This is a genomic window from Natrialba chahannaoensis JCM 10990 (assembly GCF_000337135.1).
GTDB classification, from domain to species: Archaea; Halobacteriota; Halobacteria; order Halobacteriales; family Natrialbaceae; genus Natrialba; species Natrialba chahannaoensis.
In genome coordinates this window covers 53861-71391 of sequence record NZ_AOIN01000083.1, presented here as the reverse complement: position 1 = coordinate 71391, position 17531 = coordinate 53861, and the positions used below count along the sequence as shown (strand labels likewise).

At 60.5% G+C, this 17531-nt stretch carries 14 protein-coding genes and 2 pseudogenes; 7 read left to right on the top strand and 9 right to left on the bottom strand.

What is annotated here, in order from left to right; all coding sequences use genetic code 11:
- Nucleotides 1-860 precede the first annotated feature (860 nt).
- From C482_RS15445 to C482_RS15430, 5 genes and pseudogenes are all read right to left on the bottom strand, one after another.
- Nucleotides 861-1375: pseudogene (locus C482_RS15445) on the bottom strand (metallophosphoesterase family protein); the annotation flags it as partial.
- 34 nt (nt 1376-1409) lie between these two features.
- Complete coding sequence (locus C482_RS15440) at nt 1410-2675, bottom strand: RNA-guided endonuclease InsQ/TnpB family protein (protein WP_006168655.1); 1266 nt, start codon at nt 2673-2675, stop codon at nt 1410-1412.
- An 82-nt stretch (nt 2676-2757) separates the two neighbouring features.
- Nucleotides 2758-2895: pseudogene (locus C482_RS22450) on the bottom strand (metallophosphoesterase family protein); the annotation flags it as partial.
- On the bottom strand, nt 2885-3817 hold the full coding sequence (locus C482_RS15435; protein ID WP_006168653.1) for a ferritin family protein: 933 nt from the start codon (nt 3815-3817) through the stop codon (nt 2885-2887). The pseudogene C482_RS22450 and the gene C482_RS15435, both read right to left, overlap by 11 nt.
- A 116-nt stretch (nt 3818-3933) precedes the next feature.
- Nucleotides 3934-4431, bottom strand: coding sequence for a hypothetical protein (locus C482_RS15430; RefSeq protein WP_006168652.1), 498 nt, complete (start codon nt 4429-4431; stop codon nt 3934-3936).
- Nucleotides 4432-4603: 172 nt separating this feature from the next.
- Here C482_RS15430 and C482_RS15425 point away from each other — a divergent pair, with 172 nt between their 5' ends.
- From C482_RS15425 to C482_RS15410, 4 genes are all read left to right on the top strand, one after another.
- The gene (locus C482_RS15425; protein ID WP_006168651.1) at nt 4604-6292 is read left to right on the top strand and encodes an acyl-CoA synthetase; all 1689 of its coding nucleotides are present in this window, start codon (nt 4604-4606) and stop codon (nt 6290-6292) included.
- Between the two features lie 164 nt (nt 6293-6456).
- Nucleotides 6457-7335, top strand: coding sequence for an SDR family oxidoreductase (locus C482_RS15420; protein ID WP_006168650.1), 879 nt, complete (start codon nt 6457-6459; stop codon nt 7333-7335).
- A 132-nt stretch (nt 7336-7467) separates the two neighbouring features.
- A complete protein-coding gene (locus tag C482_RS15415; RefSeq protein ID WP_049896828.1) occupies nt 7468-8463 on the top strand; it encodes a linear amide C-N hydrolase in 996 nt (331 codons plus the stop codon).
- A gap of 92 nt (nt 8464-8555) precedes the next feature.
- Nucleotides 8556-8813 carry a hypothetical protein gene (locus C482_RS15410; protein WP_006168648.1) on the top strand — a complete coding sequence of 86 codons (258 nt, stop codon included), beginning with the start codon at nt 8556-8558 and terminating at the stop codon, nt 8811-8813.
- A gap of 370 nt (nt 8814-9183) precedes the next feature.
- Here the strand turns inward: C482_RS15410 and C482_RS15405 are convergent, their stop codons facing one another.
- A complete protein-coding gene (locus tag C482_RS15405) occupies nt 9184-10809 on the bottom strand; it encodes a spermidine synthase (RefSeq protein WP_006168647.1) in 1626 nt (541 codons plus the stop codon).
- 78 nt (nt 10810-10887) lie between these two features.
- The gene (locus C482_RS15400; protein WP_006168646.1) at nt 10888-11124 is read right to left on the bottom strand and encodes a hypothetical protein; all 237 of its coding nucleotides are present in this window, start codon (nt 11122-11124) and stop codon (nt 10888-10890) included.
- Between the two features lie 136 nt (nt 11125-11260).
- Between C482_RS15400 and C482_RS15395 the strand changes: the two genes are divergently transcribed.
- Together C482_RS15395 and C482_RS15390 are read left to right on the top strand one after the other, a co-directional pair.
- On the top strand, nt 11261-11707 hold the full coding sequence (locus tag C482_RS15395; protein ID WP_006168645.1) for a hypothetical protein: 447 nt from the start codon (nt 11261-11263) through the stop codon (nt 11705-11707).
- 181 nt (nt 11708-11888) lie between these two features.
- Nucleotides 11889-12740, top strand: coding sequence for a VOC family protein (locus C482_RS15390; protein ID WP_006168644.1), 852 nt, complete (start codon nt 11889-11891; stop codon nt 12738-12740).
- Between the two features lie 18 nt (nt 12741-12758).
- On the opposite strand, the gene C482_RS15385 is transcribed toward C482_RS15390, so the two are convergent.
- Nucleotides 12759-13406, bottom strand: a complete 648-nt coding sequence (locus C482_RS15385; protein WP_006168643.1) for a DUF7344 domain-containing protein — start codon at nt 13404-13406, stop codon at nt 12759-12761.
- Nucleotides 13407-13676: 270 nt separating this feature from the next.
- Complete coding sequence (locus C482_RS15380) at nt 13677-15104, bottom strand: CobW family GTP-binding protein (protein WP_049896832.1); 1428 nt, start codon at nt 15102-15104, stop codon at nt 13677-13679.
- 177 nt (nt 15105-15281) lie between these two features.
- Between C482_RS15380 and C482_RS15375 the strand changes: the two genes are divergently transcribed.
- The gene (locus C482_RS15375) at nt 15282-17354 is read left to right on the top strand and encodes a hypothetical protein (RefSeq protein WP_006168641.1); all 2073 of its coding nucleotides are present in this window, start codon (nt 15282-15284) and stop codon (nt 17352-17354) included.
- Nucleotides 17355-17531 lie beyond the last annotated feature (177 nt).

Sequence of the window (17531 nt, the reverse complement as noted above, 5' to 3'; positions counted from 1 at the left end):
GACGCAAGCTACTGCGGAAACCAGGGAGAGAAGCGCTCAAACACGCTATCAAAGCCACACTGTGAAATCAACAAAGTGCTACACAAGAGCGAAATCCGTATAGAAACAGTACCGTTCCAATAATCCAGATACCGAAAACTGCTATTTCTTTGATTGTCTGATCCATCGATTTAGTGAAGATTGGTGATTTTTCGTTATGATATTTTCGGTTGACTCAAATCCATCTTATGAACCAAGTATAGATAAAACTGTTTGGTGAGATTAATTCGTCTGATCTGACAGTCTTACTGTTGACTGTCACACGTTCGATAGACTGTCTGGGTTAGGAGTGGGTTGTTATCGTTTCCCGGCTGGACCGGAAGACGGACACGGATCCACGAGNCGTCTGATCTGACAGTCTTACTGTTGACTGTCACACGTTCGATAGACTGTCTGGGTTAGGAGTGGGTTGTTATCGTTTCCCGGCTGGACCGGAAGACGGACACGGATCCACGAGTGATTGGTTAGGAAATTGTTTGCGATAGAGAGTGTCCGTATAGACATCGGTTCTTCTCTCGGGAGTATGGGGTATGTTCCTTCCCATCATTTCTAATAATCTTCTGTAACTGCTTTGTGCGTTCGGAAACGTACGGTAACGGTCCAAAGCGATCGGAAGGGAAAGACTGGGTGTGTAGTTCGTTTCCCAGATACATACCGACAATCTGCTCTTCTCTCAGTAGATTCCGGTTGATTTCACCCCGGTGTACTGTGTTAGACGTACCAGTAATACACCTGGACTAGTATAGTAGATGTTCGATATAATTGTCTAAATCCAAGGTAAAACTAGCACTTTGGGTGGAACGTAACACGGTACAATCATGTCACGGGGGCAGGAACAACTTGTGCTCGTGGGACTCGAGTACCAGCCCAGTTGGATCCAGGGTGTAGTACCGTTCCCAGGCCGGCGCGAGACTCACGACCTTGGTGTTTGCAATCTCGCCTTCGCGGTGGGTGTGGTGGTGGCCAACGAGACAGAGGTCCGACGAGAGCGTCTCCAGAAGGGCAGTCACGTGCTCGCAGCCTGGATCGTAACCGTAGGACAACAGTCCAGTCGGTGCTTCGTGAGTGAGAAAGACGTCGATATCGGAGAGCTCGGCGGCTCGTTCGACGTCTTCGTGGGTAACGTGTCGCCGACGGTACCATTGAGTTCGTCTCGCGAGCGATCGTACTGCGTCGGCGCAAAATTTCCGGAGAGACCCGCGATACGGAGTCCGTCGACCGTTGCACCAGTGCTCGCGAGGAGGTGGACGTTGTCCGTCTCCGGCGGTTCCTCGCCCGCGCGAAGCACGTCAATGACGTCGAAGTCTTCGTTATTGCCGGCGGTGAATCGCCTCGGGGTCAAGTGGTTCGAGAATCGAAGATTCTCGTCATCACGAGAGAGCTTTGCTCTCTCGATCGACCCCGAGGCTTCCCGTTTCCACGACGTGCTTTGCAGACACACACTGAAAGTCAGCGGTGTCCGTAGGGAGCGCAGTCTCCACGGGCGTGTCTTCGGGCCATCTCAGCCCTAGTTCAGAAAAGCCGCGTTGAAGGACGTTCATCGCTGCGTTCGCATCCCTATCCGTTTCAAACCTACACGCTGGACACGAGTGTTCACGAACCCAGATAGGCTTCGCAGTCTCTACCCCACATGACGCACACTCTTTCGTGGTGCCTCGTGCATCGACCTGCACGACATGAGTGCCGTACAGGTTGGCCTTGTATTCGAGGAGAGTGATGAGCTGTCTCCACGCCGCATCCTGCTTGTTCCGAACATTATGCGACTGTTCCAGCATCCCCTTCACGTTCAAGTCCTCAACGAATACAGCGTCGTACTCGCGGACGAGCCACGTCGTTATCTTGTGCTGATAGTCCAGCACCTTCCGACGAATGTGACGCTTAACTTTCGCCACTTCCCGGCGTTGTTTCTTGTAGTTGTTCGAGCTTTTCTCCTTCCGCGAGAGTTTGCGTTGCTCGCGTCGGAGCCGTTCGTACTCGTCTTCGAGGTTGAGCCAGTCCACGGTCGTTCCATCGCTTGTGTGGATGTAGTTGAGGATGCCGAGGTCAATCCCGACGCTGTTGCTCGCATCCAAGGACTCCAACGCAGGTTTATCTGGTAGGTTGGCGTCGTCGGTTTCCAGACCGAAAGAGACGAACCACTCGCCGGTCGTCTCTTTCTTGAACGTAACTTCTTTGATGGTGGCGTGGTCGGGAATCGGACGGTGGTAACGGATTTTGACCCATCCAATTTTGCTGAAGCGGACGTAGGCGAACCTGTCACGGCCCCTCTTTTCATCGAGGTCGAAACCACTCTGGTTGTACGTCACGCTCCGATAGTCGGTGGGTGTTTGCCGTTTGAGACGACCAACTTTGTGCCCCTTCTCTTTCTTTTTGTGAAGGTTCGAGAGGTTGCGGTGGAAGCGTGCGACGGTAGCTTGTGCGGCTTTCGAGTGGAGTTCGCTGAACACCGGCCACTTGCGTTTCCACTCGGGGAGTTTGTTGTTTTGGTCGTACTCGCTCGGCTTGTCGTCTTCGGGACTGTTCGTGTAGTCCCAGCGGACGTGGTTGTAGAGTTGACGATGAACGTTCAGGTGGCGTTGCAGTCCTTCCGCTACCGCTTGTGTCGGGTAGGCGTGATAGCGGTGACTGTTTTCCATCGCTGTCTCTTGATTAACGATGTGTTCAGTTAATGGGTTGTATCCCTGAGTGTCGGCTTCATCCCCGAGGTCCAGCCTCGGGTTCGCCTTGTCCGCTGATAAACCAGGTCGGCGCTGGCAGGTCGTACAATTCGAGGTCCCCGACGTGCAGGACGTGCTCGGGGTCGACCGTGCGGTAGCACTCGAGTAAGGCCTCACGTCGGGCCGGATCAATCGTCACTCTCTAACCGAACCAGATCGTCAACGTCCGGAATCTCGGCTGCCGCGTCCGTGATCTGTTGCATCCTGTCTGTGTGCTTCTCGACTGCGTAGGCCGCGAGTGCGCCGTCCTCAAGTCCAACTTGCTCTGCCTCGTCGTCGGGCTGGAACCGTTCGTCTTCGGTGATTCCCTGGACGAGTGGGAGGAGGTCGTGGACGGTGTCTTCGATGAGCACGGGGTCGACACCCTCCGCGATCAGTTTTTTGAGTTGGTTCATCCCGAAGCCGACGTGTCGACCCTCGTCGCTTCGAATTTTGGTAAAGCCCTCGACGAGGCCAGGAAGGTGGGGAAGCTCCTCGAATTCCCCGCCGTAGGAGGTCTGCATCCCGTAGTAGCCCGTCTGGGCCAGGATTCCCTCGACTGTGAGGTGGTAGTGGCAGTAGGCTTTCGCACGATTTTCGGGCGTGTCCTCCTCGAGGAGGCGATACTGTGCTTTCCGGTTACGGTCGAACAGGTCGACGTAGGGTTCGTTAAACCACTTGTCGTTGCGCGGGTTCGAGCGCTTCCAGCCGAGTTCGTCCTCGACGGCCCAGATGACCTCGCGCCAGTAGCGGTCGAAGAAGTCGGCATGTTTGGCCTCCTCGTACAGCTGTGTCGTTAGAAACAGCTGGTCGTCGATGTTATCGAGCACCGTCGCGAGCGGCGCGAGGTCCTCCGTCACGGCGTCCTCGCCGGCACCGAACTTCGCGATGCCGTTGAGCGTCCGGTCCCAGTACGACCGGTCGTACTCGTCCGACGCCTCGATGTGTGCGAGTAAGTTTTCGACGTCCTCCTCGAGTTCGATCTCGCCGGGATCCCAGTGGCGTTCGACCGCGTTCCGATAGTATCGGTTCGAGCGGGAGTCCCGATCCATCAGCTCGGTTGGTGTGTATTCTGTTGCCATACGCCACGGTATTCTGTCCGAGTATTAAAATACAGATTCCCCAGAAACTGATAACAACTCTGAAGGAGTGGTTTTCACGGAGGGGAGAACAGCCGTGGGGGAGCACGTCACCAGCGTTATGATCGCTGCGATGCCGAGCCAATTTCGAAAATTTCCTCGTACAGCGTCGCTGCGAGCTGGTCCATGTTGTCCGCGGCCTCGCTGGCGTCCATCGAGTCGCCGACGCCCTGCCACTCCACCGAGAGTCGAGACAGCGGGACGAGGGCAATGCCGCCGATCGTGATCGTTCCATCTGGGGTGTGGACGGTCCACTCCGTTCGCATGCCGTCGGTGGATTTCGTGACATCTTCGATCGCACCGCCGGCCTCGACCCACCGTTCGACGAGCCCGTCGGTAATGCGGCGCAGTTTGCGCTCGCCGAGTACGTGCACGGCAATACCGACACCGGTGAGGAGCACGAACGCGGCGACCGCGAGCGGAACGCCCCCGTAGGGAACGTTCACCGACGCCGCGAGTCCCGCGATCAGGACGACCAGACCGAGCACGCGCGCGTCGAGTGCGCTGGGGACCGTTCCGCTCCAGGCGGCCTCCTGGGGTGACTGTTCGAGTTGCATCTACCTGTGGTGGGAACGACTAGCGGGTAGGTCTTCCCCTGTCTGGGTGTATCCTTTATGCCTCCTCGCCCGTCGTCCGTGTGGCACTCACCTGCTCTCGCTTAGCAGCAACTGTGACACTCGCCCGGTCGGCAAACGCTATGTGGTTCCTGTGTGATGTGAGAACACATTCATGAGCTGGACGGTGATGCCGACGTTCGACGACTACGACCGTGCCCGCGAGGAGTTCGAATGGGATCTCCCGGACGAATTCAACCCAGCGGTCGACTTCCTCCGCAAACACGACGATACAAGCCGTGTCGCACTCCGATACGAGCGACCCGACGAAAGCGACGAGAATGATGGACACGGCGACGGCAAAACGCGATCCAACGAGGACACCATCGAGACGTACACGTTCGCCGACCTCGACGACCGCTCGGATCGTCTTGCCGCCGCACTCGCCGACCTTGGCGTCGAGGCAGGTGACCGCGTGGGCGTCGTCATCCCGCAGAAACCTCAGAATCCAATCACGCACCTCGCGAACTGGAAACTCGGCGCAGTCTCGGTGCCGCTCACCGTCCTCTTCGGCCGGGACGCGCTCCAGTACCGACTCGAGGACAGCGAGGCCACCGCCATCGTCGTCGATCCGAGCGTCCGCGAAACTATCGAGGAGGTTCGTGATGAGTGTCCGGCACTCGAGTCCGTGATCGAGCTCGGCACCGCCGCCTCGGTCGATGGCGATGCGTACGCCTTCGACGAGTTGCTTGCGTCGCACGAGCCAGGAATTGCGGTCTACGATGCGACACCGGAGACACCGTCGGCGATCATGTACACGAGCGGGTCGACGGGGCCGCCGAAGGGTGTCCTCCACAGTCACGCGCTGTGGCTCGGCCGTGCTGCGGCGGCGTACAACTACTTCGAGCAGGGGTTCGCAGAGGGCGAGGCAACGCTGTGGACGCCCGCGGACTGGGCCTGGGGTGCTGCACTCGGTGGAACGCTCTTCGCCGCGTGGCACCACGGCTGTACAATCGTCGGCTGGCCGCGGGAGGGATTCGACCCCGAGGCGGTCTACGACCTGCTGGAGCGCCACGGAGTGACCAAGGCGTTCATGCCGCCGACCGCACTCCGAATGCTGATGAGCGTCGACGATCCCGAGGAGCAGTTCGACCTCGCACTCGAGACGTTCGCATCCGCAGGTGAGCCGCTGACCTCAGAGGTAGTCGACTGGGTGCAGGAGACGTTCGCCGACGTAGGGATCAACGACTTCTACGGGCAGACGGAGCTTAATCTGGTCGTCGGCAACTCCTCGTGGTTCGAGACGCGGCCGGGGAGCATGGGCAAGCCGTTCCCGGGGTACGAGGTGTCGGTTCTCGACCCCGACGCCGACGAGCGGGTGCCGGACGGCGAAGTGGGCGAGCTGGCAGTAAAGCCGGCCGATCGGCGGGTCTTCTTCAATGAGTACTGGGGGCTTCCAGAGAAGACAGCAGCCAAGCAAACGGAGAGCGGCTGGTTCCGGACGGGTGACCTCGTCGAATGTGATGACGACGGCTACCTGTGGTTCGTCTCGCGGACCGACGACGTGATCCTCACTAGCGGCTACCGTGTCGGTCCGATGGAAGTCGAGGAGGCAATCCTCCACCACGACACTGTCGAACAGGTCGGCGTCGTCGGTGTGCCGGACGAAACCCGCGGCGAGGCGATCAAGGCGTTCGTCCAGCCCGCCACTGCGGTGGCGGACGCGGCGCAACTCCGCGAAGAAATTCGCACCCTCGTCCGCGAGCGTCTCGCGGAGTACGAGTACCCACAGGAGATCGAGTTCGTCGACGAACTCCCGACAACCACGACCGGCAAGATTCGGCGGCGCTCGCTTCGCGACTAGGCTGGGAGCGCGGCTGGCGGAATGGACGTGTAGGACGTGTAGGGTGTAGACGTGTAGAATGGGCACTCGAGTCACCTCCAACTGAACCGTTCCGACCGGACCCAACTGCACTCTGAACTCTCCCCGTGGCGTAAGTTTATACTGGTGCCGACAGATGATCGGGTATGGCACTCCAGAAACCGGACCTCGCCGGACAGACGGCGTTTATCACCGGGACGACTCGCGGCATCGGCAAGGAAATCGCCCTCGCGCTGGCCGAACAGGGCTGCAACATCGTGTCGACGGGGAAGACGAGCGAGACAGACGCAGACGAGAGCGAAGATGGAAGCGGCCCGGATCTCGAGGGCTCGATCGAGCAAACGGCCCGCGAGGCACGCGAACGCGGCGTCGAGGCGCTCCCGATCCAGCTCGATGTTCGGAGCGAGGACGCCGTTAACGCTGCAGCCGAGCGTGCTATCGACGAGTTCGGCGAGGTCAACATCGTCATCAACAACGCGAGCGCGATTCAGTTGTTGACGGTGGAGGATCTGCCACCGAACCGGTTCGACCTCATGACTGACGTCAACATCCGCGGCACCTACCTCGTCTCGCGAGCCTTCGCCGGCCACCTTCGGGAGGTCGAGAACGCCTGGCTGTTGACCAACGCGCCGCCGGTCAAGATCGACCGTGCACCTGGCGAAGCGCCCTACGCGTGGTCCAAGCTGGGGATGTCGTTCCTGACGCTCTCGATGTCGAGCGAACTCGGCAACGACGATGTCGGCTGCAACACCTTCTGGCCCGTGACGGCGATCGACACGCGCGCGACGCGGTACTTCGGACTCGGGACGGAGGATGACTGGCGGACGCCCGAGATTGTTTCTGACACGGTACTCGAGATCCTCTCGCGTGATCCGGCCTCGTTCACCGGGAACGCGGTGTACGATGAAGAGCTGCTGCAGGAGGCCGGCGTCGAGGACTTCTCGCAGTACAACCTCACCGAGGGCGATCCAGCGCCGGGATCGGCGCAGTTGTTCGATCCGGAGTACAGTCGATCAGACAAGTAACACTTCTTGGTAGAACCGTTCGATGGCGACACTGCCAGTGCAGGTATGCTCATTATTGGTGTTCGAGATGACAGCATTTCTATGGATTCGACCGACCAACGGAGTGGCGCTGTTTCAGGAGGACGGCGATAGATGTGCACACGACTGGTGTATCTCGGCGAGGAGGGGCGCGTTCTCACGGCCCGCTCGATGGACTGGGGCGAGGATATCGGGAGCAACATCTGGACGTTCCCGCGCGGCATGGAGCGGACCGGGCAGGTCGGCCCGACCTCGATGGAGTGGACGGCGGAGTACGGTAGCGTCGTCACGACCGACTACGATATCGCCACCACTGATGGCATGAACGAGGCCGGCCTGGTTGCGAACCTGCTGTGGCTCCCTGAATCGGAGTACCCTGACTGGGACGGCGAGGAAGAAGCCATGGCGATCTCGCTGTGGGCACAGTACATGCTCGACAACTTCGAAACCGTCGCGGACGCCGTCGAGCACGCCCAACAGAAGGAGTTCGTCGTCGTCACCGAGCAGGTCCCCGGACAGGACAGACTGGCGGCGCTGCATCTCTCCCTCTCGGACGCGACCGGCGACAGTGCGATCATGGAGTACGTCGACGGCGAACTCACCATCCACCACAGCCGGGAGTACCAGGTGATGACGAACTCACCGACGTTCGACAAGCAACTCGCGTTGTCTGAGTACTGGAACGAGATCGGCGGCACGGTCATGCTGCCAGGAACGAACCGTCCAGCAGACCGGTTCGTGCGGGCGCGGTTCTACGTCGACGCCGTGCCGAGCGTCGAGGACCGGCGCACCGCGACCGCCAGCGCGTTCGGCGTGATTCGAAACGCCTCGGTGCCGTACGGCATCAGCACGCCGGACGAACCCCACATTTCCTCGACGCGCTGGCGAACCGTCGCGGACCACAAGGACGGCATCTATTACTTCGAATCGGCGCTCATGCCCAACGCCTTCTGGGTCGAACTCGACGAACTCGATTTCTCGGCTGGCTCCGGGGCGCGGACCCTCCAACTCGGCCCCAACCAGTCGAACGCGTTCGCCGGTGATGTCTCCGGCCAGCTAGAGCCGCACGAACCGTTCGCCTTCCTCGGCCCCGAAGCGGCGACCGGGTGAGCAGTCGCATCACTGTCTCCGCGTAGCCCCCCAGCGCACCAGCAACCCAATAGCTCAGTGTATTTATACATCTCCAGCGTACTGTCCGGACAATGTATCTGGTTCAACTGGTCAACACCGCCGATGTCCTGCTGTCTTCGCTGCTCGTGCTCATCGCATTCGCGGTCGTGGGCGGGAGCGTCACGCTGAACGCGAGACACCACCGCATGGCGAATCCACCGGCGTGGGGGCTGACGCTGTTCGCCGTACTCCTCCTCGCCACAGTCATGACCGACCTGCGCGGTGCCGTCCTGTTCGGCCTCCTCCTCGTCGGTCTCTATCTTGCCGTGCGGCGTGACACCCGCGTATGAAGTGACACTTGAAGCGGACACAGGTGTACTCGAGTCCCTTTCTGGCTGGCGTCACTCTGATCGGTATCGAATGGGAGGATCTGATTTTGATGCTGGCTCCGATTCTGGTTCTGACACCGGTTCAAATGCCGACCCACACGCACAGTGTACGCCGGCGACATCCGCTGTGGATGGTGCTGTCCGCGCTGTGAGCGAGACGTCTCGGTGACGAGAGATCCGCGCTCGGAGACGTTCGTCTGGGCATGTCCGGCCGTCGGCTTCGGCTTTCAGTCACGCTGACGCGCACGGATCGCACTACGGGAGTATTGGGAGCGGTATCAGCAGATCTATCGCTGACGGCAGCGAGTAACGGGATTCAGGTTATAGACAATCACCCGGCGAGCGACGCAGCCGGCTCACCCGGCTCGGCTTCGGCCTCCACGCTGCCACCATCTGACTCCTCGATCACGTACCGCTGGCCGAACATCGGATCGAGCAGGCTGTCCACCTCGCCGCGGTCGTCTCGCAACACCGGCGCATCGTCCGTGTCTGGCTCGGCAAGTTTGTTGTCGATAGCACCGCTGAGGTCAACCCCCATCGCTGCGGCTCGCTCGTTGTTTCGGGACTCGAGTACCTTCTCGTCAAACACAGGTGCGCTCCCGTCGTTGGTCGCGACGACCTGGATGTTCTGAATCGCGTTCGCGTCCGAGGTACGGAAGCTGTAGGCCTCGGGGAAGACCTCGTCGATCGTCTCGTACTGGGCGTGGTAGAACTCGGCTGCCGGGCCACTGGGTGCGGCGATGACGTTCGCGTGGAGAATGCCGTCGTCAGCCAGCCGATCAGAGGCGAGTTCCATGAACTCCACGGTCGTCAGGTGGAACGGCACCTGATCCTTCTTGTAGGCGTCGAGAACGATCACGTCGTACGTCTCGTCGGTGTTCTGGAGGAACTGCCGGCCGTCGGTCGCGTAGACGTTCAGATCGTCGCGGTCCTCGTGGTCCTCGAGTGTGAAGTACTCCTCGGCGGCGTCGGTGACGGATGGATCAATTTCGACGACGTCGACGGTCGCGTCGTACTGCTCCGCGAAGTCTGTCGGGCCGGTGTAGCCGCCGCCACCGACGAACAGCACCCGGTCTATATCGTCGATCTCGTCGGTCATGAGCATCGGCAGGTGAAAGTACTTCGTGTAGGTGAAGACGTGCTCGTCGGGATCGTCTTTGTTCAGGGCGCTGTGTCGCGCGCCGTCTAAGTACATCGTCCGGACGTTGTCATCGTCGACGATCTCGAGTTGCTGGTGTGGCGTCTGGGTTTCCTGGACGATTTCGCCGCGGTGATCGACATCGAAGATGGCGGGGCCGCCAGCCGCGGCGAGAACGAGGATAAGTGCGATGAAAACGCTCGCGACGGTCGGTCTGCGGGGCAGACTCGGCGCGACGAGGATGAGTGCGGTGGCGACGAGCATGAGTCCGAACAGGAGGCCGATTGCGTCGATACCCATGGAGGGAATCAGGATGAACGTCGTCGCGCCGGAGCCGACGATGCTGCCGATGGTGCCGAGCGCGTAAACGTGACCCGACGCCTCACCGGTGCCCCGCTTTCGCGAGAGTTCGGCCGCGTAGGGACTGATGAAGCCGAGGAGGTAGGTCGGCGGCCCGAAGAGGATGATAACCGCGGGCAGCGAGGCGTAGCGCGGCGGCAGGGCGAGCGTCGAGGTGTAGGTGAGTAGCAGGTCGCTCGCAAAAATCACCACGGCGACGTAGACCGCGGTCCCGAGCATGAGCCAGCTCATCTCGCGGGTGCTCGCGGTCGCCGCCCGCTTGCCACCTTGCCAGTAGCCGAGGCTCAGTGCAGCGAGGAGGACGGTGAGAATGCCGCCAACAGTGTAGATATGATTCCCGAACTGCGGGGCGATCACCCGCACGGCGAGAATCTCGAGTCCCATGCTCGTGACCCCCGAGACGAAGACGGCGAGTTCGGGTTTCGTCGGGCGATACGCAGCGACCTGCTGGAGGGCCATCGTCCGGAATGTGACGGGCCGGCCGTGAGTACCTGTCGCCTCGGCGCGTCAGCGTCGGTGGGCTGTTCTGCAACAGTCTTACGACGGCCGCGCCATCACATGCGTCAGCAAAAAGAGCCCAACAGCAACCACGGCAACCGTCGACAGGCTGTACTCGAGTGCTCCCACGAGCGCTGCGCCCCAGACGAGCCACCAGGCGAACAGCCCGGAGAGGATCGCGTTGAGGACGATGAACAGTCGCGGATCGCCTCGGGAGGATTCCAGACCCTCACGAAAGCCGCCGCGATTGCCGTCCGTGCCGGAATCGCCAGCCATAACGCGATAGGAGAGCGTCAGTCACTTAGCCGTTTCCGTCATCGGTGCTGCGGTTGCGTCCTCGACGTAGTCGACTCGCGATTCGGCACACGCGTGAGCAGCGGGCTTTATAACGCCTCGATCGAACCGCAGACGTATGCGTGAGGTCACCGTGTCCCGAACGATCGACGTCTCGCCGGCGGCACTCCAGAAGCACCTTGATCCGGCGACGATCGTCGAGGCGGAGGGAAGTTTCACCGTTATCGATATTGACGAGGATGAGTCGGCAGGGACGACGACGGTTGTCGCCAGCGGTCCGGGAATGCAGCTTCCGCTGGCGTTCGAAGAGCGTGAGGGAGCGATCTATTATACGCAGGCGGGTGAGCGAGGACCGTTTTCACACATGGAGACGTGGGTTGAGTTCGAGCCTGCGGCTGGGCAGGGGGAGAGCCAGCAACAGCACCCCGCCACCCAAACCATCCTCACTCTCCGCTCTGCCGTCTCCCTCGCCGCTCCTCTCCCTTTCGGCGACCGAATCGCCGCCTGGAAACGCAAGGACGAACTGCAACGCGCACTCGAGACGTTCGCCACAGAACTCGAATAGGTCGCGAGACGACACTGTGGCGAGGTAGTTGTGTCGGGACAATCAGGTTGCATGCGTGTTGCCGGCGGTATATGTACGTCTACAACCAAACTAGGTACTGAGATGCCACGACGACGCTCGGTGGGGCTCGCAATCGGTACGATCGCTAGCGACACGACCATGGGCGGCACAAGATATTAAGATGGCCACGCAATCAGATTCGGGTGCGCTCCCGCAGGACACACGGATCGGACGAACTGCACTCCGCGTCACCGACCTCGCGGAGATGACCGAGTTCTATCGGACCATCGTCGGACTCACCGTCCTCCGCCAAGCAGAGACGACTGCCGTCCTCGGCGTCGCGGAGACACCGCTTCTCGTCCTGGAACGCGACGAGGATGCAGCCGATCGACACCGATCGGCTGCCGGACTCTTTCACAACGCGTTTAGAGTGCCCTCGCGCGAGGAGCTAGGTGATGCACTGGCTCGACTCCGGGACGGCTGGCAACTCAGTGGTGCGTCCGACCACGGGGTCAGCGAGGCGCTGTACAGCACTGATCCGGAGGGGAACGGCATCGAAATCTATCGGGATTTCCCGCGTTCGGAGTGGCCCAACGACCCGAATGGCGGCATCCGAATGGTGACGCGGCCGCTCGATCTGGGTCCGATTGAGGCGGCTGCTGCGGGTGCGTCAGAACTACCTGCTGGAACGGACATCGGGCACGTTCATCTCGAGGTGTCGTCACTGGGCGCATTCAGGGACTTCTACGTCGACACTGTCGGGTTCGAAATACGGGCAACAGTGCCGGACGCGGTGTTCGTGGCCGCTGGTGGCTACCATCACCACGTTGCTGGGAATACGTGGAACCACCGTACCGAACCAGTCAATGGGAGCGGGCTATCCTGGTTCGAAGTTATCGTTCCAGAACCGGCGGCACTCGAGACGATTCGAGAGCGAATCGCAACTGGGCAGTACACAGCCACTGAGCTGAACGACGGGTTCGCTGTGGCGGGGCCAGACGAGGTCGAGGTTCGGTTCCGAGTTGCATCCTGACTGTGACCGTGCGTCCGGTTAGCTGCGCCGGCGACCGGCAACCTGACTGAGGACGAGTCGGTGGTCGTCTGCACACGCGAGCGTCGTGAAGACGAACAGTGTCGTGATAATCGTGCCAAGGGTGAGCCCGGAGATGGGGAGCAGGCCGAACGCGGCGGCGAGGAGCAGGCCGACGCTTGCTGCCGCAGTGGCCACGTAGTAGGTCTCGTTAGAGTCGATCTGTCCGTCGAAGCGCGCACGCAACGACTGGCTGTCGTCGGCCGCTGCGTCTGACGCTGAGACCTCGAGATACGGTCTGAACGTTTCGAGGTGTTCGCCAGGATGGATGATACCGCGTGATTTGTTGTACTCGATAACGCCTGCCTTGTCGAGTTTCGGCAGGTGGGACTGATACAGCGGGATGTAAACCCGTTGGCGCTGTGTGGAGGTCAGTTTGGCGACGGTGGTGTCGTGCTCACGAGCGGCGACGTGCTCCGCGAGGGCACCCATCTTGACGGTGCCTTCGCTGTTCAACACGTACCGGATCGCCTCTCGCCTGCGCGACGTCTGGAGGATGTGGAAGACATCGTCGTCGGAGAGGGCTGTCGATTCCGCTGTTGTGTCGTCCGACGGGGATACCGAATCCGTCTCAGGACCGGCAGAGGTTGGGCGGTCGGTGATACTCATACTACCTACTCCGGTCGGGCGAACTACGACTACCTAAACGTTATTGTACGTCGTGTCGGGAAAACAGTAAAAGTTGCAATACGTTTCAAAAATCAGACTGTCGGTGTTAATCACGTATTAGCGCCCTAAACGAGTCATTAGTAGTGTATTGGCCAATCTAATAGACTCATAAGGGGATACAATACGGAACCTAAGATCAAGCAATATAGGATATTCGTCCATTTCTGAGTGTCACCTATCGTGGCTGTTTCGAATAGTTGATGTTTTCCGCTAACTCTTCCGGAAAACGGCCTCATCTCCCGGCTCGCCCGGGAATCGATATTTGTCACCGAATGTCTGCTGTTCCCATTCAGCATCGGTCACAAGACAGTCCGAAAGGCGCGCGCGCAGTCGCTGTTCGAGACCCGATGTTTCGTGCTCGCAACTGTTGCCATCGGTGGAGGTGTGCTCAGTCTCCCTACCGCCGTCGTCGAACCCCGTCCCAATGAAGACGAGCTCTGTCTGCCGGTCACCAACCTCGTCGTCCCACTCGAGTGCCGGTCGGTTGGAACGGTAGAGGTCGCGCTCGAGATCGGGGAGGTCTGCGATCCAGGGGCCGGTTGCGGTGAGGCGACTCGAGGGGCCGGCCTGGGAGAGGGTGAGTTGCATCTCGCTGGGTGTGACCCAGGCAGTGCCCTTGGAGCGGACGACGGATTCTGGCAGTGTGTGGAGGAAGTCGGCGAATCGTTCGGGGTGGAAGGGACGGCGTGCGCGGTAGACGAAGGAGTCGACGCCGTAGACGTCGTCTGGGTGGCGGTGATGGTGGTTGTCGTGTTGGTGGTCCTGGTGCTGTCCGTCTTGCTGGTGGTCCTGGTGCTGTCTGTCTTGTTGGTGTTGGTGCTGTTCGTGCTGGTGGTCCCGGTGCTGTTCTTGTTCGTGCTGTTCGTGCTGGTGATGCTGGTCGTGACGTTGATCTTGGTGCTGATCGTGGCCATCATCGGCCGCCGCAGCCACACGGTCTAAACTCTCGCGTTCGTCAAGTTGGGCCGGATCGAATAGGTCCACGCCGAGTAACTGGTCCAGATCGACCGCGCTAAACTCGGTCTGAATCGTCCTCACGTCGGGCTGAAGCGCTTCGACGAGTGCCGTCGCCTCCGCGATCTCGGCCGGCACACAGCGGTCTACCTTGTTACAGAGCACGATATCGGCAACCTCCAGCTGTTCGATCAACAGATCCGAGAGCGGACGGTCTGCCTCTGCGGCAGGATCGGTTTCACGCTCCGGCACGTCCTCTCCGCCGAAGGTGTCGATGAACAGCCGTGTATCCAGCACCGTAACGATCGAATCGACCTCGTAGCGGGCGGCCACGCGCGATGTCGTCGTAAAGAGGCGAGCGACCGGTGCCGGCTCGGAGATGCCGGAGGATTCGACGATGAGGTGGTCAAACTCCCGGTTGCGAGCCAGCCGGACGACAGCAGTCTCGAGGTCGTCCTGCAGTTCACAGCAGAGACAGCCGTTCGAGAGTTCTGCAATGCCGTCGTCGACGTCGAGAGCGGAACCCTCGGCGACGAGTTCGGCGTCGACGTTCACCTCACCCATATCGTTGATGAGAACGGCGAGATCACGCTCACCGGCGTTCTGCAACAGGTGATTGAGTAGCGTCGTCTTTCCCGCACCCAGACTGCCGGCGAGAATCGTCACGGGAATCGTCGTGGACATATAGAGAGTCATTGTATTGCATGGATTAAGGCCCGTCGCCTCGTCAGTGAGTTCGACCACTGGCCGGCTATGAGAAGTGCTGATTCCATCGGTGACCTCGTTGTCCCATCGGGACGTATTGACAGGGTATAAAGTAATGATAATCTACTTGTGTCGTCAGAATTAAAGTAATGCTGTATGCAACAGTGTCCCCGCCGTTCGGTCCTCGGTGGCATCGGTGCGACCATGGCTGCTGCCCTCGCTGGCACGTCTGTCGCCGCGACGGACGAGCGCGCCGATACCACCTCCACGACGACCGACACGACGTTCGACGACCTGCTCGCGTATCTCCCCTCCAAGGTCGCACAGGACTCGATGGTCCTGACAGCGACGAACTACGACCGATTGCTCGAGGCCGACCAGCCCCGCGATCCGTTCCCCAACGTTGGCACACTCGACCTCGAAGCCGAGGCGATTTCGAAGAGCGTCCTCGTCACCTCTTACACCGAGGAGTTCACACATCCACTCAAGGTCCTCGCAGGGATCGAACTCGAGATAGACACGGAATCCCGTGAAACAGACAGTGGACTCGAGTACGAGTTTGCAGATCTTGATGATGATGACGCAGTCGCCGGCACCGACGGCGATGTTGTCATCATCGCCGCGGATGCCGAGACAATCGACGCGGCCATCGATGCCAATGCGGGTGAAAAAGACCGTCTCCTCGAGGACGAATCGACGCTCGAGGCGGGTCTCTCGGCCTTCGACGGCAGCGATATGCGCATGGTGCGAGTCAGTGATGAACAGCTGATGACGCCGGGCGAGACGGACGCCGTGCCGACGTATTTCACCCACGCTCAGACCGTCATCGACGCGGATACGATGGAACAGTCGATCGGATTCGAGTTCGAGGACGAGTCGGACATCACCGACGAACTGATCGAATCGCTCGAAGCGGAGTTTGCCTACAATGCGACGGCCGACGAGCCGACTGTCGATGTCGACGGAACGTTCATCAGCACGACCATCGAACGCGACCTTGCCGCCGAACGCGCCGTCCGTGAGCACGACAGTCCCGGCTTCCTCCGGGTCGATCGAGAAATAGATCTCGACGATGACTTCCTCGAGATCGAACTCGGCCGCGGTGATCCGACACCGATCGAGGACCTCACTTTCGAGGTCGGCGGCGAGGAGTACGACCGCGACATCTGGGCGGATGGCCACGGCAAACTCGAGGAGGGCGATACGATCGTAATGGACATGGACGACGTCGAGCCGAACCTGTCCGTCAGGCTGCGCCACGACCACGAGCTCGGTAGCTCAAGCAGCGGCACGACTGTGCTCTCGAACTTCGGGTTCAGCGGGGATTTCGACGTCGATACCGGCGAGTTTACCGTCAGATACGCAGACGACTTCCCACTCGACGGTGACCGGCTTCATCTCGCTGCCTACGACGAGCGTCCGTACTATCGACCGACCAAGGACGCACCCGAGCCGAAGGCGTCCGCACAGCCGTGGACGGGAGAAACCCTCTCGAAAGGGACAACGGCGACGCTCGAGGGCGTCGACCCTGGCGACCGGGTTCTGGTCGGCTGGGACGGCATCGAAAACAGCGACAGCATCAGATCACTTCAGGCCCAGCCGCCAGGCTCCGTGAGCTTCGAGTACGACTACGAGAGCGAGACAGCCGAGGCGACGATCGAGTTCGGTGACCGCCGGCGGTATGCGGCGGCAAATACGGCAGTGGCGGAAGAAACAGCTGCGGATACGGACGACGAAACCGACACCGACAACACCGAACGCTCGGCAGACGAATACGAGTTGCTCGTTGACGGCGACCGAGCGACGACCCAGTGGACCGACGAGTACGACACCGTCACCTCCGGGACGACGATCGACATCGACGGCGTCGACGTCGGCACCGAGATCGAAGTCGTCTGGGCTGGCACGGACGCCCGCATTGGTTGGACGCGAGCGCGGCCATCGGTCGAACTCGAGTACGACGACGGAACGGTCGAACACGTCGGTGGCGAGGCACTCCCGGCATCTGAACTCACTGCGGATGTGTGGACGGATGGAGACCGGTTCGAGATCGAACTGGCTGACGAGATCGATGGCGAGTTTGTGGAAGGCGAGACGTTCGCCGTCGATGCCGATGCGGTTAGCGAGGATGAGGCTGCGGACGAAGACGACCGCGAGTTCGGGACGGTCCGGGAAGTCTCGCTTCGGTACGATACCCACCGTATCGGGTTTGCGCTCCCCGACCGGTAAGCGACGGTCACTGTCGGGTTCGAACGTGCACTCAGCTTCAGGCGACTGTTTTTCGGCCCGGTTGGGATCGGTTTCAGGGGTCGTCTGTCGTAGTTGTACAACGGCACAATTTCGGACAGGTCACAGGTGTATGGGGTCGGACTTGTAGTCCGTGAGTCCGCGAGTCCGCGGGTTTGT